Genomic DNA, 18,436 nt, shown 5'->3' with positions numbered 1-18,436 from the left:
CTCTGCGTTCGACGTCTCGTGTACGTAGCTAGACGTGTACGTAGCTAGACGTGTACGTAGCTAGACGTGTACGTAGCTAGACGTGTACGTAGCTAGAGCGTCACAAGGCCATGCAATACGCTGAAGACATGACTTCCCCACTGCTGCTAACGGCAATCTCCGAAGCCGACACGGAATTCGTTGCGGACCTGGCCGCGGATGAGCGGGTTACCGCGTACATCGGTGATGGCCAGCCATGGAGCCGCGCATACTCCGAACAGCGTGTAGCCCACGCACTGGAATGCCCTGGAATTTCGTGGTTCATTGCCTGGCGCGGCAGGGTTCGCATCGGCCTATTCACCGCAACACAGCGTGCCGGGGCCACCGAGATCGGATACTGGCTGGCGCCAGAGTTCTGGGGCCAGGGGCTGGCCAAGGACCTGGTCGCCCTGGGCATAGGGCAGCTTGAAAAAGCTGGAATCGCCGACCTCATTGCCAGGGTGGCACCCGATAATGCGGCGTCGCTTAGAGTCCTTGAATGGCAAGGATTTCTCGTTCAAAGCCAGGACGCGTCGCTTCTCACCCTCACCAAAGCCGCGAGGCCGCTCTAATAGGTGCTCGCCTCATGCGGCAGCCCGAAGCTGGTAGGGCGCAAGGGATCCGGGGCTTCCTCTTCTGGCTGGTAGGTCGGTGTCGGTTCATCTTGCAGGTGCGCTCCTGCACCGCGTTCGATGAACACCACGGCTGCCCAACCGGCTGCGATGAGCGCTGCGATTGCCAGCAGGCCGAGGAACAATACCAGCAGCACGGCGCCGCATGAACGCAGTCCCTTCACGAGCCGTCACTTCCTTAGCATCAAGTAATTATCAGCGGTTTCCCAGAATCAAGTGTAGACGCCTTGTTGGCAAAACCCGGACACGGAAAATCACAAATGCCCCGCCCATCGCCCTGAAATAAATCAAGACAGCCGGCGGGGCATCTGCAGTTTCAGCTAGCGCTGGGTGGCACCAAACTTCTCGGCGGCCACAGCCACAGCAGCTGCGCGCGCCTCGGATGCCTCATCGGCGGTCAGGGTGCGATCGGTAGCGCGGAAGCGCAGGCCGAAGGCCAACGACTTCTTGCCATCTTCGATCCCCTTGCCCTGGTACACGTCGAACAAGGCGATATCTTCGAGCAGGTCTCCGGCGCCTTCGCGCAGTGCTGCGAGTACGTCACCGGCAACAACGTCCTGGTCCACCACAAGAGCCACGTCCTGGGTAGCCAGTGGCTGGCTGGACAGGTGCTCTGCGACAACCACGGCAGGTGCAGCAGCCATCAGCGCAGCGGCGTTCACTTCCATGGCTACCGTGCGAGCTGGCAGGTCCCAATCCTTGAGCAGCTGCGGGTGCAGTTCACCGGCATAGCCGACAACTTCACCGGCAACCATCAGCTGGGCTGCACGGCCCGGGTGGAAGCCCTGGTGGCTGCCCTGGGCAACTTCGAGCTGGACACCAAGGATGCCGGCCACGGTCTGCGCCGCATCCAGCGCGTCTGCCCAATCCCAGGCGCGTGGCTCGAAGCCAGCGGCGGCCGAGGCTTCATGCCCGGTGAGGACAGCAGCCAGATGCCATGGCTGGCGGGGCACGCCGTTGAACAATTCGGCCAGCACTTCATCACTGGGCTTGGCGCCCAGTGGCGGAAGCACGCTGGATCCCAGCTGCTCGCCTGGCAGGAACACCAAGCCGCCCTCGTAGAGGGCCAGATCGCGGAAGCCGCGGCCGATATTGCGGCGCGCGGTGTCCAGCAGCCCTGGCAGCAGGCTGGTGCGCAGGAAGCGGAATTCCTTGGAGATCGGGTTGGCCAGCGAAATGGCCTTGACCTCGGTCCCGGCCTGGGCCGCGCCGAAGGTGTTATTCTGCAGCTCGGAGACGAACGGGTAGGACAGGATCTCGGTCAGTCCGGCATCCGCCAGGCCCTGGAGCAAGCGGCGACGCTGGGACTGCGCGCGGGTCAAGCCACGGCCCGGAGGGGCCACTGGCAAGGTTGCCGGGATCTTGTCGTAGCCCACAACGCGGGCCACTTCCTCGACCAGGTCTTCCTTGATGGCCAGGTCCGGGCGCCAGCTCGGGGCGGTGACCAGGAAGCCGCCGGTGTTCTGCGCCACGGTGGCGCCGATGCCTTCCAGCGAGTCCACGGTCTGCTCATCGGTGTAGTCCACGCCGATCAGTGCGCTGGCGAAACCTGCTGGCAGCTGGATCTGCGTGTCGGCTGGCTGCGCGCCGGCGTCGGTGATCTTGGTGGTTTCGGTGCCACCGGCCAGCTGCACGAGCAGATTCACGGCGCGCTGGGCCGCGATCTGCATGATGCTCGGATCCACACCGCGTTCAAAGCGCTTGGACGCTTCGGAAGGCAGCTTGTGGCGGCGGCGCGATCGGCCGATGGACACGGCGTCGAAGTGCGCGGCCTCGATCAGCACCCGGGTGGTCGAATCCGAGACCTCGGTGGCCGCCCCGCCCATGACCCCGGCGATGCCCAGGGCACCGGACTCGTCGGTGATCAACAGGTCCTCGGCCGAGAGCTCGCGCTCCTTGTCGTCCAGGGTGGTCAGCTTCTCCCCGGCATTGGCGCGGCGCACGGTGATCGCACCGGTGAGCTTGTCGGCATCGTAGAAGTGCAGCGGCGCGCCGAGCTCCAGCATCACGTAGTTCGAGATGTCCACCGGCAGCGAGATCGAGCGCATGCCCGCCAGCTGCAGGCGCGAAGCCATCCAGCGCGGGGTGGGCAGGGCCGGGTTGATGCCGGTGACCTCGCGGGTCACGAAGCGGGTGCAACCAGGGACATCGTAAATTGGCGCCTGGTCTGCAAGCACGACCTCGTGGCCGGCCTCCGTGGCATCAGCGACCGCAACGGTGCTTGCCGGGTCGGTGAAGGAGGTGTCGGTAGCCAGCGCGTACTCGCGGGCCACGCCGCGGATCGAGAAGCAGTAGCCGCGGTCCGGGGTCACGTTGATCTCGGCGGCCTGGTCGTCCAGCCCGAAGAGCTCGAAGACGTCGGTGCCCAGTTCCGGGTCCAGCCCGTAGTTGGAGAGCACGATGATGCCATCGTGGTCATCGCCGATGCCCAGTTCGCGCGAGGAGGCGATCATGCCGGCCGAGGTGTGGCCGTAGGTCTTGCGCGGGGAGATCTTGAAGTCTCCTGGCAGCACCGCTCCGGGCAGGGTGACAACTACCTTGTCGCCTTCCACGAAGTTGTGCGCGCCGCAGACGATCCCCTGCACGCCCGAGGGGTCGATGCCCTTGCCGGTCAGGGTCTGTTCGGTGCCTTCCGGGACCACGCGGACCTGGCACCAGTTGATGGTCTTGCCGTTGGAGGCGACCTCCTTTTCCAAGGAGAGCACCTGGCCGACCACGATCGGGCCGGAAAGCTCGTCGGAGGGGCGGTGCACGTCTTCTTCTTCGAGGCCGACTTTGACCAGGTCCGCCATGACGTCTTCAGCCGAGGCGTCGGCCGGTACCTGCGCATACTCGCGCAGCCATGAAAGTGGAATACGCATTGCTTAGATCTCCATCCCGAAGTGCTGGCTGAAACGGATGTCGCCTTCGATCATGTCGTGCATGTCGGGGACATCGTTGCGGAACATGAGCGTGCGCTCAATGCCCATGCCGAAGGCAAAGCCGGAGTACTCTTCCGGGTCGATGCCTGCAGCGCGCAGCACGTTCGGGTTGATCATGCCGCAGCCACCCCACTCGATCCAGCGCGGGCCGCCCTTGGCACCCGGGTGCCAGATGTCCAGCTCGGCCGACGGCTCGGTGAAGGGGAAGTAGGCTGGGCGCAGGCGGATCTGGGCTTCTTCACCGAACATCTGGCGGGCGAAGTGCTCCAGGGTGCCGCGCAGGTCGGCCATGGTCAGGCCCTTGTCCACGGCCAGGCCTTCGAACTGGTGGAAGACCGGGGTGTGGGTGGCATCGAGCTCATCGGTGCGGAAGGTACGTCCCGGGCACAGCACGTAGACCGGCAGATCGCGATCGAGCATGGAGCGGACCTGCACCGGGGAGGTGTGGGTGCGCAATACCAGGTGCGCGTCGGCAGGCTCGATGAAGAAGGTGTCCTGCATTTCGCGGGCCGGGTGGTCCGGCTTGAAGTTCAGCGCGTCGAAGTTGAACCATTCGGATTCAACTTCTGGGCCCTCGGCAATTTCCCAGCCCATGCCGACGAAGATGTCGGACACCCGGTCCTGCAGGACCGAGAGCGGATGGCGGGCGCCAAGGGGGCGGCGGCGCGCGGCGGCGGTGACGTCAACGGTCTCTTCGATGAGGATGCGGGCGGCTTCTGCTTCTTCCAGCACCGTGGTGCGGGCGGCCAGCGCCTTGTTGACCCGTCCGCGGGCCGAACCAACCAGCTTGCCAGCGACGGCCTTTTCGGACTTGTCGAGCTGGCCGATCTGGCGGTTGGCCAGGGACAGCGCCGACTTTTCGCCGGTATGCGCCAGGCGGGCTTCCTTCAGCTCGTTCAGGTCGCCGGCAGCCTCGATGGCGGCCAAGGCAGCTTCAACGGCTGCCTGGATTCCTGCTTCATCGGTTGGGTGCGGAACGTTTGGCTCCCCGTCGGGAGCTGGTCCAGTTGTCTGATCAGACATGGGATCGATCGATCCTTACTCTTATCTTGTACTTACGCGTAGAACACTTTGGTTCCATTCTATTGCCAAGGGCCCGTGATCGTTTCACCGATGACGGGCCCTTGACGTGAAGCTTCTTACCACGAAGCAGCAATCCGGATGCTTAGTGCGCTTCCTTGGCGCCCTTTGGCGCGAAAGCCAATACGAAGACCAGAGTCAGGACGAGTATTGCTCCCCCGAAGATCGCCGAGTAGAACAGCGAGTGGTCGAATTTGCCGGTGGCCTGGTACACCGGAGCGCCCTGAATCATGTCAAAAGTCACAGTGTGTTGCTCGACTTCGCCCGGGGCGTGGGAGGTGACTTCACCGGGGAAGTTCACGTGCAGGTTGGCCTCGGTGAAGGAGGAGTCAACGGCTGCCTTGTCGCCTGGCATGGAGAAGGTCACTTCCTTGCCGTCATCTGCCAGGTTGATCTCAAATCCGAAGACCTTGAACGCGTCCTTGAGCTGGGTGTAGGTTTTCACGCCATCGGTTTCGAAGCGCAGGCCAACGTTCTCGCCCTCTTCGATCTTCGAGTAGGTCCACTTGCCGCCAATCTGCTTTTCCATGGCAGCAGTGTCAATCTGGGAAGCCAGAAGTTCATCGAGGCTCATGCCTTGAAGGTTTTCCTTGTTCATGGTGACTTCAACGGCACCGGTCGTCTTGTCTTGACCCTGAACGTTGACTTCTGCATTCATGTTGACGCAGCCGGACAAAGCTAGGACGGCGGTAAAGACCAGCGCGATCACGCTCAAAAGTCTCTTCACGGAAAAGGGCTCCTCAAAAAATGTTGGGGTTCAGAAAACGTGCATTGCCTCAACGGGCGCTAGTTCAAGCTTACGCGTCTTTATTTGGTCGCACTTGCACGTGCTTGCTCCAGGCATGCCGCGACTATCGGTGCATCCGCTGGGATCCATTCAACGGCCTTGTGCAATGAGCCATCGAGCGCGAGCCAGGCCAGCTGATCATGTCCATCCAAGGTGTCGGGCACCCCAGCGGTAATCTGTGCAAACCACATCCGCATGGCTGCCTTCTCGTTCAGCGGCCACCCTTGGCGGTGGGGACTTGGGATGGGCGCGCCTAGCTGGATGGTGACTCCGAGCTCTTCGCGCAGTTCCCGGTGCACCGCGTCGATTTCACTCTCCCCCGGCTCAACTTTCCCTCCGGGGAACTCCCACAATCCGGCCAGGGATTCAGGCCGGTTGCGGCGGGCGGCTAGCAGTTTGCCCGGAGCTTCCAGATCATCAACGATGGCTACCGCGACAATTTGTTTCAGCATTCTTGTTTCCGGCATGGGTTAGCTCGACTTGGAGGTGTGCTGGGCCCGCGCTGATGCGTACAGGCATACGGTCGCTGCGGTGCCCACATTCAGCGATTCGGCCACGCCGTAGAGCGGAACGGCCACGGCATGGTCTGCGGCCTGCTTTTCATGCTCTTCAAGGCCCTGCCCCTCGTTGCCGAAAAGCCATAGCGTTGGCGCTTCCAGGACTGGCTGGCCCTCAAACCCCTGGTTTTCTTCCGCACCGCTGTGGTGCGCCCGGAGGACTGCTGCATCCTGGAGCGAATCAAGGTTGAGCGCACCGTATCCATCGGCGGCCAGCACTTGGCTTCCGGTGGTTTTAGCGGCTTCGATGAGATGGTCGAATTCGATGTTGTTCAGCACCGGCAGGTGGAACAGCGAGCCGACGGTGGAACGCACGGCCTTCGGGTTGTAAATATCAACGCTGCCCTTGGTCAGGATTACTGCGTCGGCCCCGGCGGCGTCGGCAGCACGCAGCACGGTGCCTGCGTTGCCCGGATCCTGGACTCGGCAGAGGACCGCAATGAGCTGCGGCTTGGAGGAGAGCACTTCGCTCAGTTGCGGCTGGGCGATCGCAGCGACGGCAAGAATTCCCTGCGGGGTCTGGGTATCGGCCATGGCATGCAGTACTTCGCCGGTGACGATGCGCGTTGGAACCTGCGTTTGCTCGAGCAGTTCTGCGAACTCGTCATGGCTTTCGAGGAAACCACCCACCACGTAGACGGCCTGGAGAAGGTTGTCATCCAGCAGGTGGGCTTTGAGTGCTTCCCGCACGGCCTGTGGTCCTTCGACCAGGAATTCCCCTGTGGCTTCACGCCCCTTGCGGTTGGCAAGCCGGGCAACGGCTTTGACTCGTTCGGCGCGTGGATTGGACATCACTTCAGGGGGAAAACTGCTCATACTTCGAGAATACCGGTAGAAACACTAATGGGCGGGTTCCGCGTCATGCGCGGAACCCACCCATCGGTGTGATCTGTCCTACCTGAGCACTAGCTCAAAGGGAGAAAAGATTTACTTCATCTGCTGGCGGGATTCTCCACCAGCTGGTTCGAAGCCTGCAGCCTTGGCAGCTTCAACCGAGTTGAACCAGAATTCAGCTTCGGTCTGCTCGTACCAGGTCGAGCCTGGAACGTGGTACTTGTTCGAGCCGGCGTTGCCCTTGATAACGAAGCCCTCAGGAGCGTCTTCGCCTTCAACAGCCTTGATTACGCCCTCGCCCTCGACGGACTTGGCAGCGGCAGCCTTAGGAGCCTTGGCAGCCTTTGGAGCAGCAACCTCTGCGGCAGCGCGTGGAGCGTTGACGTCAGCTGGAAGAGCTTCCTTTGCAACCTTAACCAGGGTTGCGAATGCGTTGGAGTCCGATACGGCCAGTTCGGCCAGCATGCGGCGGTCAACCTCGATCTCAGCAGCCTTCAGGCCCTGGATCAAGCGGTTGTAGGTCATGCCGTTGGCGCGGGATGCAGCGTTGATGCGCTGGATCCACAGGCGGCGGAAGTCGCCCTTGCGCTTACGGCGGTCGTTGAAGCTGTAAACGAACGAGTGGAGCAGCTGCTCCTTGGCCTTACGGTACAGGCGCGAACGCTGACCGCGGTAACCCTTTGCGCGTTCCAGAACGACGCGACGCTTCTTGTGGGCGTTTACAGCCCGCTTCACACGTGCCACGTGTGTACTCCTTCAAGTCAGTTCCCCAGTGCCCGCGATTTTGCGGGTTGGGAGAAATCTATGGGTGGTGGGGTATTGCTTCCCCGAATTGCGAAAGGGAGAGCTTAGAGGCCCAGCATCCGCTTGATGGTCTTTACATCGGCCTTAGCGACGATCTGGTCAGAAGCCAGGCGACGGGTAATGCGCGAGGACTTGTGCTCCAGGTAGTGGCGACGGTTGGCCTGCTGACGAACGAGCTTACCGCTACCGGTCAGCTTGAAGCGCTTCTTGGCGCCACTGTGAGTCTTGAACTTCGGCATAGCTGCCGTTCTCCTAACGTGCTCCACACGGCAAAATTACCGAATGGGGATCATCCGAAGCGGGCCCCGTATAAGGTGACCGCTGTTGTTCTCTTGTAGTTGGACCTTCCCGGGGGAAGATCCTTCACCGTAAACGGTGACGGGCTCGAAAGCCCAACAGGCTTGGCTAGGCGTCGCCTTCAGCTGCTCGGCGGGCCTGCTCCAACTTGGCGCGGGCTTCGTCATCCATAGCTGCTGCAACGTTCTGGCCCTCGGTTTCAGCTGGAGCGTCGGTGCGGATCTTGCGCTTGGCCGCATTACGGCCACCGGACTTCTGCTGCTGCTGTTCGCGGCGAGCCTCTGCCTTGTTCTTCAGCGGACCAACAACCATGACCATGTTTCGGCCATCGATGCGCGGGCTGGACTCAATGATTCCAACCTCGGCGACGTCTGCTGCAAACTTTTCCAGCAAGCGGATACCCATCTCTGGACGCTGCTGTTCACGACCGCGGAACTGGATCATGGCTTTCACCTTGTCGCCAGCGCCCAGGAAGCGCAACGCGTGCCCAACCTTGGTCTCGTAGTCGTGAGTATCAATCTTCAGGCGGAAGCGAACTTCCTTCAAGACCGTGTTGGTCTGGTTCTTACGAGCTTCACGAGCCTTAACAGCGGCTTCGTACTTGTACTTGCCGAAGTCCATCAGTTTGCACACTGGAGGCTTGGCGTTGGGTGCCACCTCGACCAAGTCCAGATCGGACTCATGAGCCAAACGAAGCGCGTCCTCGATGCGGACGATGCCTACCTGCTCACCATTGGGGCCGACGAGACGTACCTCTGGCACGCGAATGCGCTCATTAATGCGTGGATCGCTGATGTGTCACTCCTGAAATTCGTAATCCATAACCACAAACGAAGAAGGCCCCCGTCTGCGATTGCAGGCGAAGGCCAAAAGAGAACGACATGATGAGTGGCGCACATGATTGCGCCTGCATCTGGGGATTGCACGAATGCGATCCTGCCGAAATACCCGGAAGCCTGGAAACGGCGACAGCGGGTGGGAGATGGCCTCCACTTGCATGGCTCAATACTAGTACGAATCTGGCATCCAGGGCTAACTGGAGAACATGAGAAGTACCGGCATCGAGTCGGTCTGTGACAAGCTTAGCAGTATGAGTACCGAAGACACCAACTCGCATCAGCACCTCGTCGATCAGCAGGTGCGCGATATCGCCGAAGTACCGGCTGTAGAAATCATCACCACCGCGGCGGTTCACCTCATGAGCGCGGCCGCCGTTAAATGCGGCCTGGCCGAGGGCGAAGACGCCGTTGAGCTGAAGGATCTGGATGAAGCTCGAAAGCTGATCACCGCTCTTGCAGGCCTAGTCACCGCGGGCGCACCTGAGATCGGTTCGCAGCACGCAGCTCCGTTGCGCGATGGCCTGCGCAGCTTGCAGCTGGCGTTCCGCGAGGCTTCGCTGATCCCGGATGCTCCAGGCAAGGGCCCCGGCGAAAAGTTCACCGGCGCTGTCAACTAAGCAATCATCCTAGTTTTTTAAGAGATTAACATCATGGGCTCGGCTTCTTCGGAAGCCGAGCCCATCGTTGTCTGCATCACAAGATCCCTTTTGCGCAGCGAACCGGCCGCTTCGGGCTAGTGTTGTTCCAATGGAACTGATCGAACAGCCCGTCTTGGACGCAACGCCCTATTATCTGCGCCCGTTTTCGCTTCAGGACATCCCGCTCATCAAGCAGGCTTCGACGGACCCCTACATCACAAAGATCACCACCGTGCCGCTACAGGGCGATCATCAACAATGCCTGGAATTCATCTATCGCCAATGGAGCAGAACCACGGATGGAACCGGATACTCATTCGCCATCGCGGATTCGACAACCCACCGGGCTGTCGGGCAGATTGGCCTGTGGTTCCGCGACGCCCGCCACGGACGGGCAAGCATCGGCTACTGGGTGGGACCCGAACATCGCCGTCAAGGCATTGCCGCCTGCGCGCTGAACACCCTCGCTGATTGGGCCCTGGACTATCCGGGCATCCATCGTGTCGAGCTCTACGTCGAGCCGTGGAACGAAGGCTCCTGGCGTGCGGCCGAGCGCAGCGGGTTCCAGCGCGAAGGGTTGTTGCGCGGCTGGGAGCTGATCGGCAATGAGCCCAAGGACCTGTATATGTACTCGCGCATCGCCGAGAGGGCGCAGGGCTAGGCCGTAGTTTCCCAGCGCTGCCGGCGAGCCCGGCGCACCCGACGGCGAACCTGCTGGGCAACCAGGGCGGCCAAGACCACGATGGTGGCCATGATGCCAATGCCGACAAAGGCATAAGCCGGGCCAACGCTGTCCACGAAGAGCCCGGTGACCGGTGAACCCAATGCGGTGCCAGCAGTCATCGCGGAACCGTACCAGCCCATGGCTTCGCCACGGCGCTTTTCGGCCACCAAATCGGTGAGCCATTCCGAGGCGGCCGAGAGGGTCGGCGCACAGAGGAAACCGGGTAAGGCGGAGAAGAGGGCCAAGGACCAGGTGTCCCACGCGAAGTACATCGGGATCGTCAAAATCGCCATGAACAACAGCAGCAGCAGGGGCGAAACCACGCGCTTCATGGAGCCGTAGACCAGGCCGCCAATCAGCGAAGCACCGCACCAGAAGAAGAACACCAATCCGAGACGGTGGCTTTGCATGGCGGCATCGAGCTCGGCCACGATGGCCACTTCGGTGCCGGTGAGCAGCATCCCCGCTCCGGCGGAGGCGATGAAAACCGCCAGCACCGAAGCACTGATCCAGCTGAAGCGGCTCTTGAAGGCCCGGCCGCGCTTCTTGATCCTCGCCCGCGCCGACTTCCAGCCAGCAACGATCAGTTCGCCTTCAACCTCCTGCACGCCCATTGGGGCTGCGGCAATGAAGCTGGCCTCGGCACCCAGCCGCTCTTCATGGGCATTGGGCTGCATGGCGATGGCCTTGGGGTCATCGCTGCGAGTTGGCGGGTTGAGGAACATCAGCGCCAGTCCGGCCAGGGAGGCGGTCAGTCCAATGACGCTTAGACCGATCACGCTGCTGATCTGGGTGGCAACAATGCCGGCAGTTGCCGGCCCGACGATGAACACCAATTCGGTGGCTGTCGCGTCCAAGGCAAATGCGGTTCGCCGCTGCTCGCCGGTGGTCATGATGCCCAAGGCCGTACGCACCACGGAGAATACTGGCAGGGCGAATAAACCGCCGACGAAGGCCAAGGGGTAAACCCAGACCAGCGGCACGTGTGGGACGGTGCACCAAACCAGGGTTTCGACGATGATCGAGGGCAGCATGGCCCGGCGCAATCCCCACGAGTCGACGCGTGATCCGCGCCAGGGCGCGCCGATGGCGATACCCAGGGTCATCAAAGCAGTGACCAAGCCGGCCGAGACCCAGCTCTGTTCAAGGTTGTTGACCAGATGCAGGAGCAAGAGCATGCTCAGTGCAGAGTGAGGAAGTCGGGCAATCATGCCAATCAGCAGGAGCATCGAGATCTGCGGCTGGCGCAGAATCTGCCAATAGCTTTTCATGCCCGAGGTGTTCCTTACTTCTAGGAGCCCGCCGAGTCTAGCTTGGCGCGCTATGCAAACTGAGTTCTAGGGAATCCACCGCTTCAGTGAATTCAGTGTTCTGGGCCAAGCGCCCCTGGATGGCGCCGGTGATTTCCTGCGCCTTCTCCCGGCTTGTTTCCGGTGCGAAAACGAACTGCAAATTGAGTTCTGGTCCGGATCCGCCGCCAGGAACCATCTGGCCGTCCCTGGTTCTTGAGCCTACTCCCCTGCCTGGAGCCAGCTTCACGGCCTGCAATTGGCTGAAGCCTTCGGTGGCGTCCTGCACGAGGTTGGCGATCTGCTGATTCTGATAGCTCGGAGTCCAGTCGATCTGCTTGGCGAGGTTCCAGACCCCCGGTCGGCGCAGGACGAAAGTGAAGTCGTTGCCCGGATCAAGGACCAGCAGCTGGCATTCCTCGCTGACCGCCGAGAGTGCCGCGCGCGGGGCAAACACTGCCACCGGCCGGGCCTCCTTGTGCCAGGCTTGCAGTCGTTCGACGGTGCTGAAGACAGGCAGGGCCATTCGACCGTCCGGAGCATTGATCTTCACCAGCGCCATGTCGGCTTCCTTGTCCGAAGCGAAACCGTGCTCGGTCATGGCTTCTTCGCCGAGCTGGGCGACGACCGCCACGAACACCCGTGCGGTGGCCAAGGCCTTGTGGACTTCGGCCTCGGAGCCTTTGCCGTCGCGCAGCTGCGTCAGCGCCTCCATGGTTTGGGAGTCGGCGCTGCCGTCATCCTTGTCGAAATTATGCAGGGGGTTGCCCTCGCCGCTGAGGTCGCGCCCTTCCCAATCCTGCCCCGCAGAGTCGGCGGGTGAACCGGCCTGGGCCAAGGCCGCGACGATATGTCCAGGCAGGTGGCGTTGAGGCGCTGATTCAGAATGCTCCGTGCTCATAGCTCCATGCTATCGGTGGATTTGCTTCAGTTGAAAGAAGGGACGGAATCTTCTCCCATGAGCTTGAACACCACTGATGGGTAATTCAAGATTTTTTGCGAAAATCAGCAGCTGGCGAATGCCCTCTGGTTTCATCGTGCGCTGTCCGCGTCAGAAAACAAATGACGGCTTGAATGCCCAGTGGCCTTCAAACCGTCATTGTGGTGGAGCGAACGGACTTAACGGCGTCCTGCTACGTCCAGGGCCTCCTGCAAAGTGAACTGTCCGGAGTACAGGGCCTTGCCCATGATGGCGCCCTCGATGCCTTCTGGAACTAGCTCGCGAAGCACACGCAGGTCTTCGAGCGACGAGATGCCGCCCGACGCTACGACAGGCTTATTGGTTTTTGCGGCAATTTGACGCAACAGCTCGACGTTCGGTCCGCGAAGGGTGCCGTCCTTGGTCACGTCGGTGACGACGTAACGGGCGCATCCTGCATCTTCCAAGCGCGCCAGGACCTCCCACAAGTCCCCTCCATCTTTGGTCCAGCCGTGGCCCGACAATGTGGTGCCTCGAACGTCCATGCCCACTGCGATCTTGTCGCCATGACGGGCGATGGCCTGCTTGGTCCATTCAGGATTCTCTAGCGCAGCGGTTCCCAAGTTGACGCGGGTCGCGCCAAATTCCAAGGCGCGGTCCAGGGACGCATCGTCACGAATGCCACCAGAGAGCTCAACTTTGATGTTCAGTTCCTTGGCGATGCGCTGGACGATCTCCACGTTGCTGCCGCGGTCAAAAGCAGCATCCAAATCAACCAGGTGCAGCCATTCAGCGCCTGCGTTCTGCCAGGAAAGGGCAGCTTCCAGTGGATCGCCGTAGCCCGTCTCGGAACCGGCTTCGCCCTGGACCAGACGCACAGCCTGGCCTCCGGCGATGTCTACGGCAGGCAAGAGTTCGAGTATTGGTTGCTCGCTCATAATGTCCTTTGTAAAGAAATGAATTTTTTAGAGAGCCAGTACCCACGCGGCAATTATGCTCATTGCTGCGAGAGCCCATAGCGCGATGACCCAAGAGATATGGGCCTTCTGGCTTTTGAGGGAGATCGCTCCGCCAGCCAGGAATGCGCCAACGAACCCAAGCACGATGGTCCACATGCCTACAGGGTGCCCAACCAGTTGCGCAACAGCTGTGCGCCGGCTTCGCCTGACTTTTCCGGGTGGAATTGCACTGCCGACAGTGGGCCGTTCTCCACTGCGGCCACAAATGGGGTTCCGTGCGTGCTCCAGGTAACTTGAGGCGGAGTCATTGCAGGTTGCGTAACGTCGAATTCCCACTTCTGTACTGCGTATGAGTGCACGAAGTAAAAACGCTCGTTCTCGACGCCGGCAAAGAGCTTGGTGCTAGCTGGTGGCTGCACGGTATTCCAGCCCATGTGCGGAATGACATCGGATTTAAGCCGTTCGACAGTGCCGGGCCATTCGCCGATACCGGCAGTTTGGACTCCGTGCTCAACACCTTCCTCGAAGAAGACCTGGTGGCCGACGCAAATCCCCAATACGGGTTGTCCTCCGGCGATGCGGCGGCCGATCCAGCGCAGGGCTCCAATATTCGTCAGCTGTTCCATCACGGACGCGTAGGCGCCAACGCCAGGAACAACCAGCCCGTCAGCGCTCATGACCTTTTCGGGATCTGCGGTCAGCTCCACGTGAGCACCCGCGGCTTCCAGCGCCCGGACAGCCGAACGGACGTTGCCCGAACCGTAGTCGAGAACAACTACATTCTTCTTTTCCACTTAAAGTGCACCCTTCGTGGATGGAATCTTGTCACCCATGCGTTCGTCGAATTCAACGGCTTCGCGCAGAGCTCGTGCAAAGGACTTGAACTGGGCTTCAACAATATGGTGTGGATCGCGGCCCGAGAGCACCTCGACATGTGCACAAATCTGGGCATGGAAGGTGATGGCTTCAAAGACGTGGCGGGTCATGGAACCGGTGAAGTGCCCACCGATGAGGTGGTATTCCTGCCCCGCCGGCTCGCCGGAGTGGACGAGGTAGGGGCGTCCGGATACATCCACCACTGAACGCGAAAGTGCTTCATCCAATGGAGCATATGCGGTGCCGAAGCGCCGGATGCCGGCCTTGTTGCCCAGGGCAACGCGCAGCACTTCGCCGATGGTGATGGCGGTGTCCTCCACGGTATGGTGCACGTCGATGTGGGTATCGCCCGTTGCCCGAACGGTCAAGTCAATGAGCGAGTGCTTGGACAGCGCGGTGAGCATGTGGTCGTAGAACGGCACGGACGTGCTGATCTCCGACACACCAGTTCCATCGAGATCTAGTTCTACGAATACGGACGATTCGCTGGTGACGCGTTCCATGCGGGCGCGACGTGCGCCAATCAATTCGGCAGCCATGTCTTCCTTCGCTTGTTCTTGATTACTTTTCCGCGCCGAGCAGCTCGGATAGACGGTCCAAGAACGCAGTAGTTTCTGATTCGGTTCCGGCGGTTACTCGCAGAGTGCCCGGGATCCCATTGTCGCGGACGATAATGCCTGCTTCCAACAATCCTTCCCACACCGCGTGGGGGTTCTCCAGCCCGCCGAAAAAGACGAAGTTGGAGTCGGAGACGGAAGGCTTAAGCCCAAGCTCTTTCAAGCGCGCAACAATTCGATCTCGTTGCGTTTTGATGTCTTCCACCTGGGCCAACAACAAATCGATATTCTTCAGCGCCGCTACGGCAGTTGCTTGCGTGACGGCCGAGAGGTGGTACGGCAGCCGCACCAAGCGAATGGCATCGGTGACTTCAGGCGCCGCTGCGAGGTACCCGACGCGGGCGCCGGCAAGGCCAAAGGCCTTTGACATGGTGCGCGTGACGATGAGCCGCTGGCGGCCTTCAAGCAAGGTGAGCGCCGATTTGGTGCTGGACAAGGAAAACTCGGCGTAGGCTTCGTCAACAATGACCATGCCATTGTGCTCGCTCATTGCGTCATATACGGCTGTGATCACGTCCAGGCCAAGCGCCGTGCCCGTGGGGTTGTTGGGAGAGCACAGGAAGACAATGTTCGGTTGGTGCCTGAGAACTTGTTCTGCCGCGGATTCTGCGGAGAGAGTGAAATCCTCGGCGCGCGTACCGGCGATATATGTTGTATCGGTCCCGCTAGCGAGGAGGGGGTACATCGAGTATGTTGGCCCGAAACTCATGACGCTTCGTCCTGGCCCGCCGAATGCTTGCAGGATTTGCTGGAGGATTTCGTTCGAGCCGTTTGCCGCCCAGATGTTCCCTGCGGTCAGGGAATGGCCGAGATAGTTAGCCAGCAGTTCACGGAGTTCGGTGAATTCACGATCCGGGTATCTGTTGAGGCTGGTTGCTGCTTTTGCGACCTCTTGCGCAATGGCATCCACGACGGTTGGCGGAAGCGGATGAGTGTTCTCGTTGACATTCAGCTGAATGGGCACGTCGATTTGTGGTGCGCCATATGGGGATAGCCCGCGGAGATTCTCACGCAAGGGCAGCTGACTCAAAAGTTCACTGCGGTCATTCACGCAATAAGTCTACGTGTGTACCGGCTTGGCGGGTGAATCCGCTACGAGCCAAGGTAACAATCCCCTGCCTCGATCGATGCTCTAACCAGCGAGCACCGGGATCGACAGCGAGTCGCCAACGTGGATCTCGCTTCCCTGGAGGGAGTTGAGTTCCGAAATGTGGCTGACAGCAGAAGTGACGTCGTAGCCCTGGGCGTATTCCTTGGCCAAGCTCCACACGGTATCGCCCGGGATAACGGTGACGTCCACAGTTTCGACTCCCATTGGGAGTTCAGATGATGCCTTTGCATCAGAAGCGAACATCGAGAAGAAGAACGCTGCAGCTACGGTTAGCGCAAAAACTGGAATGCCCACCAAAACAGCCCAGCCGCGGCGGTTGATCCGGATCTTCAATGGACTCTGGGTTTGATTTGAGTCAAGTGCGAGGGTTGCCATGACCTTATCTCCTCAAGATTGTGTAGCGATGCGAAGTTATATTCGATACGTAGATTTCGAAGACTTGATCGAAACTAGTACATCTGTTCTAACAGAGCTTCGTCCGACTTGTCCAGAAGTTTTCGAACAAATCTTTGAAAGAAGCTCGCTTATCCACTAAGATTTCGAAGTAGACGAGCAATGAAAACATCACACCATCTGGCTCCGACAGTTTGGACTGCTGAACTTTCGACAGATAGCTAGGGAAGGCAAAATCTCATGTCAGCTTCACAACGCACTCCCCGATCGAATGCACGCTCGTTGACGATTCGCCAAAAGAAGATCCTGGAAACGATCCAGCGTGCCATCGGCAAGAACGGCTATCCACCATCCATGCGTGAGATTGGCGACTCGGTAGGACTCAAGAGCCTTTCGAGCGTCACCCACCAATTGAGCCAGCTAGAAAAGCTCGGGTACATTCGTCGAGATCCACGCCGTCCACGCGCCATGGAGATTTTGTTGCCACTGCAGTTGGCGGACGATGCTGAGAACTCAACGGCGTCGGAGGCTGCAGAGAGCAAGGCTGCCGAAGACGCGATGGTCATCGAGCTCAGCACGTCAGCCGATACCACCATGGTTCCATTGGTCGGCCGGATCGCTGCTGGTGGGCCGATCCTTGCTGATCAGTCTGTCGAAGATGTTTTCTCGTTGCCTCGCCAGCTGGTCGGACACGGCGAATTGTTCATGCTCAAAGTCTCTGGCGATTCCATGGTTGATGCCGCTATCTGCGATGGTGACTGGGTAGTCGTCCGCCGTCAGCAGAATGCTGAAAACGGCGATATCGTCGCTGCATTGCTGGACGAAGAAGCCACTGTCAAAACCTTCCGGCAGCGCGATGGGCATACATGGCTACTGCCCCAGAACTCACGCTACGAACCGATCTTGGGCGACGCGGCCAAGATCATGGGCCGTGTTGTTTCTGTGATGCGTTCGCTCTAATCGCATCAGGCATGAGGGGTGTTGGTGCGCAAGCATCAACACCCCTCAGTCCATTACTCCCTGCGATTTCGGTTTCGATTCGCAGCGTTGTGCTGCGCTGAAGATCATCCAACGCTGAACTGCCGCTGAGAGCCGTCGTGGTTCTTCGTTGACCAATCGGCTAGCTGTCGACGTCACCAAATCGCGTGCGATGCCCCGAACGTCCAGATCCATGCGATCATCGTTTGCGCAGAGGGCCAGGTATCGGCAGAGAATCCCGGCAAATAGGTTGCCATCGCCTCCTCCATCAAGCACCAGGGATCCAGCCTCATCGGCCAGATGCCGGCGTGTGGCATGAACAAGTGCAGCAGCATGCTCCAAATCAGCCGCGGTACCTAATTCCAGCAGCGCGCCGAGCACCGGACCCTGGTTATAGGTATAGAGGTGATCTTCCAGTTTTTGGCCTGTTGAAGTGAGTCTGAGCCCATCAAAATATAAACCGTGCTGGTCGCTGAAGATGTTGGAATGCATCCAGTCAAGCAGCTTCCTGGCTTGTTCGCGATCACCGATGCGTGCGAAAAAGAGTGCGGCAGGAGCGTTGGCAGGGGCATTCTTGAAATCGCGTTTCCTCGACCAGTACAAACCGCCATCGAGGACTTCGTCGATGCCGCTTTCCAATTGCTTGCGCAAAGTCGTTATTGCTCGTTTTGCACCGAGGTGGCTGTGCCCTTCCAGCTTCCGGGAAAAGGCCAGCAACCTCTGGCTTGCCAGCGCCAGCCATGCCATATCGTCAAAGAAGTAGTTCGGGAAGACTCCGAAATTGCGTATGCGGATTCCTGCCAGCAGGTCTTTGGCACGGTGAAGTTCGCGCCGGGCTGCATCACGATCGCCAGCTTCCCAATAGCCCAGCCCGTCGTCAAGGATCGCATCCAGATAGTGGGCCTGCCACCAATAGTTCCACTCAGCAAACGGATGAGAAAATCCATTCATATTGCTGAGCATGCTTCCGTCATGCATCCGGTGCTGAAGGCTATAGGGCCGGCCAATCCACGTGCCTGGCAGGCGAAGGAGCCGATGGCCAAAACGCGCATGCGTATCTTCGGCTGCTTCACGCGCCAGTTCCCTCATGGATTTCATCTTGCCTTCCGGAATTTGCCTTCCCTGTGGCACAGACATTAGTGCATTCAACGAGCCCGAGTCAC

At 60.1% G+C, this 18,436-nt stretch carries 22 protein-coding genes; 4 read left to right on the top strand and 18 right to left on the bottom strand.

All coding sequences use genetic code 11. From position 1 onward, the window contains the following. Nucleotides 1–128 precede the first annotated feature (128 nt). Nucleotides 129–590 carry a GNAT family N-acetyltransferase gene (locus tag AC6CHO_RS11785; RefSeq protein ID WP_498215148.1) on the top strand — a complete coding sequence of 154 codons (462 nt, stop codon included), beginning with the start codon at nucleotides 129–131 and terminating at the stop codon, nucleotides 588–590. Here the strand turns inward: AC6CHO_RS11785 and AC6CHO_RS11780 are convergent. The 9 genes from AC6CHO_RS11780 to infC form a co-directional block, all read right to left on the bottom strand. Beyond that, nucleotides 587–814: a hypothetical protein gene (locus tag AC6CHO_RS11780; RefSeq protein WP_498215147.1), complete on the bottom strand. Its 228-nt coding sequence runs from the start codon at nucleotides 812–814 to the stop codon at nucleotides 587–589. The two genes, AC6CHO_RS11785 and AC6CHO_RS11780, sit on opposite strands and share 4 nt — an antisense overlap. A gap of 156 nt (nucleotides 815–970) precedes the next feature. Next, on the bottom strand, nucleotides 971–3,511 hold the full coding sequence (pheT, locus tag AC6CHO_RS11775; RefSeq protein ID WP_498215146.1) for a phenylalanine--tRNA ligase subunit beta: 2,541 nt from the start codon (nucleotides 3,509–3,511) through the stop codon (nucleotides 971–973). Between the two features lie 3 nt (nucleotides 3,512–3,514). Further along, nucleotides 3,515–4,594, bottom strand: coding sequence for a phenylalanine--tRNA ligase subunit alpha (pheS, locus tag AC6CHO_RS11770; protein ID WP_498215145.1), 1,080 nt, complete (start codon nucleotides 4,592–4,594; stop codon nucleotides 3,515–3,517). Nucleotides 4,595–4,736: 142 nt separating this feature from the next. Then, the gene (locus tag AC6CHO_RS11765) at nucleotides 4,737–5,378 is read right to left on the bottom strand and encodes an LppM family (lipo)protein (RefSeq protein WP_498215144.1); all 642 of its coding nucleotides are present in this window, start codon (nucleotides 5,376–5,378) and stop codon (nucleotides 4,737–4,739) included. An 80-nt stretch (nucleotides 5,379–5,458) separates the two neighbouring features. After that, nucleotides 5,459–5,890, bottom strand: coding sequence for a (deoxy)nucleoside triphosphate pyrophosphohydrolase (locus tag AC6CHO_RS11760; RefSeq protein ID WP_498215143.1), 432 nt, complete (start codon nucleotides 5,888–5,890; stop codon nucleotides 5,459–5,461). An 18-nt stretch (nucleotides 5,891–5,908) separates the two neighbouring features. Further along, the gene (locus tag AC6CHO_RS11755) at nucleotides 5,909–6,811 is read right to left on the bottom strand and encodes a TrmH family RNA methyltransferase (RefSeq protein ID WP_498215142.1); all 903 of its coding nucleotides are present in this window, start codon (nucleotides 6,809–6,811) and stop codon (nucleotides 5,909–5,911) included. A gap of 111 nt (nucleotides 6,812–6,922) precedes the next feature. Next, a complete protein-coding gene (gene rplT, locus AC6CHO_RS11750) occupies nucleotides 6,923–7,573 on the bottom strand; it encodes a 50S ribosomal protein L20, sunset domain variant (RefSeq protein ID WP_060701153.1) in 651 nt (216 codons plus the stop codon). Between the two features lie 104 nt (nucleotides 7,574–7,677). After that, on the bottom strand, nucleotides 7,678–7,872 hold the full coding sequence (gene rpmI / locus AC6CHO_RS11745) for a 50S ribosomal protein L35 (protein ID WP_060701152.1): 195 nt from the start codon (nucleotides 7,870–7,872) through the stop codon (nucleotides 7,678–7,680). 166 nt (nucleotides 7,873–8,038) lie between these two features. Continuing rightward, a complete protein-coding gene (infC, locus tag AC6CHO_RS11740; RefSeq protein ID WP_498215141.1) occupies nucleotides 8,039–8,692 on the bottom strand; it encodes a translation initiation factor IF-3 in 654 nt (217 codons plus the stop codon). A 328-nt stretch (nucleotides 8,693–9,020) separates the two neighbouring features. Between infC and AC6CHO_RS11735 the strand changes: the two genes are divergently transcribed. Then, complete coding sequence (locus AC6CHO_RS11735; RefSeq protein ID WP_060701150.1) at nucleotides 9,021–9,386, top strand: DUF1844 domain-containing protein; 366 nt, start codon at nucleotides 9,021–9,023, stop codon at nucleotides 9,384–9,386. Between the two features lie 130 nt (nucleotides 9,387–9,516). Then, complete coding sequence (locus AC6CHO_RS11730) at nucleotides 9,517–10,068, top strand: GNAT family N-acetyltransferase (RefSeq protein WP_498215140.1); 552 nt, start codon at nucleotides 9,517–9,519, stop codon at nucleotides 10,066–10,068. Here AC6CHO_RS11730 and AC6CHO_RS11725 read toward each other — a convergent pair. The 8 genes from AC6CHO_RS11725 to AC6CHO_RS11690 all read right to left on the bottom strand — a co-directional run bounded on the left by AC6CHO_RS11725 (nucleotide 10,065) and on the right by AC6CHO_RS11690 (nucleotide 16,277). Next, nucleotides 10,065–11,402: an MFS transporter gene (locus AC6CHO_RS11725; protein WP_498215139.1), complete on the bottom strand. Its 1,338-nt coding sequence runs from the start codon at nucleotides 11,400–11,402 to the stop codon at nucleotides 10,065–10,067. The genes AC6CHO_RS11730 and AC6CHO_RS11725 overlap by 4 nt on opposite strands. Before the next feature lie 37 nt (nucleotides 11,403–11,439). Next, nucleotides 11,440–12,321: an SseB family protein gene (locus AC6CHO_RS11720; RefSeq protein ID WP_498215138.1), complete on the bottom strand. Its 882-nt coding sequence runs from the start codon at nucleotides 12,319–12,321 to the stop codon at nucleotides 11,440–11,442. Nucleotides 12,322–12,539: 218 nt separating this feature from the next. Next, the gene (gene priA / locus AC6CHO_RS11715) at nucleotides 12,540–13,277 is read right to left on the bottom strand and encodes a bifunctional 1-(5-phosphoribosyl)-5-((5-phosphoribosylamino)methylideneamino)imidazole-4-carboxamide isomerase/phosphoribosylanthranilate isomerase PriA (RefSeq protein ID WP_498215137.1); all 738 of its coding nucleotides are present in this window, start codon (nucleotides 13,275–13,277) and stop codon (nucleotides 12,540–12,542) included. Between the two features lie 27 nt (nucleotides 13,278–13,304). After that, on the bottom strand, nucleotides 13,305–13,454 hold the full coding sequence (locus AC6CHO_RS11710; protein ID WP_171918751.1) for a CG2302 family histidine operon protein: 150 nt from the start codon (nucleotides 13,452–13,454) through the stop codon (nucleotides 13,305–13,307). A gap of 2 nt (nucleotides 13,455–13,456) precedes the next feature. Beyond that, entirely contained in the window at nucleotides 13,457–14,092 is a 636-nt protein-coding gene (hisH, locus tag AC6CHO_RS11705; protein WP_060701145.1) for an imidazole glycerol phosphate synthase subunit HisH, read from the bottom strand. After that, the gene (hisB, locus tag AC6CHO_RS11700) at nucleotides 14,093–14,713 is read right to left on the bottom strand and encodes an imidazoleglycerol-phosphate dehydratase HisB (protein ID WP_498215136.1); all 621 of its coding nucleotides are present in this window, start codon (nucleotides 14,711–14,713) and stop codon (nucleotides 14,093–14,095) included. It abuts the gene before it with no gap. Nucleotides 14,714–14,735: 22 nt separating this feature from the next. Next, a complete protein-coding gene (locus AC6CHO_RS11695; protein ID WP_444660369.1) occupies nucleotides 14,736–15,842 on the bottom strand; it encodes a histidinol-phosphate transaminase in 1,107 nt (368 codons plus the stop codon). An 81-nt stretch (nucleotides 15,843–15,923) separates the two neighbouring features. Continuing rightward, nucleotides 15,924–16,277, bottom strand: coding sequence for a LysM peptidoglycan-binding domain-containing protein (locus AC6CHO_RS11690; protein ID WP_498215135.1), 354 nt, complete (start codon nucleotides 16,275–16,277; stop codon nucleotides 15,924–15,926). Between the two features lie 258 nt (nucleotides 16,278–16,535). Between AC6CHO_RS11690 and lexA the strand changes: the two genes are divergently transcribed. Next, nucleotides 16,536–17,255: a transcriptional repressor LexA gene (lexA, locus tag AC6CHO_RS11685; RefSeq protein WP_060701141.1), complete on the top strand. Its 720-nt coding sequence runs from the start codon at nucleotides 16,536–16,538 to the stop codon at nucleotides 17,253–17,255. A gap of 45 nt (nucleotides 17,256–17,300) precedes the next feature. Here lexA and AC6CHO_RS11680 read toward each other — a convergent pair whose 3' ends face one another. Beyond that, nucleotides 17,301–18,410: a glycoside hydrolase family 76 protein gene (locus tag AC6CHO_RS11680; protein WP_498215134.1), complete on the bottom strand. Its 1,110-nt coding sequence runs from the start codon at nucleotides 18,408–18,410 to the stop codon at nucleotides 17,301–17,303. Nucleotides 18,411–18,436: the final 26 nt, after the last annotated feature.

Source organism: Glutamicibacter sp. GQ173 (genome assembly GCF_059759215.1).
The sequence above is the reverse complement of the archived record's forward strand: the minus strand, read 5'-3'. Positions and strand labels throughout refer to the sequence as shown.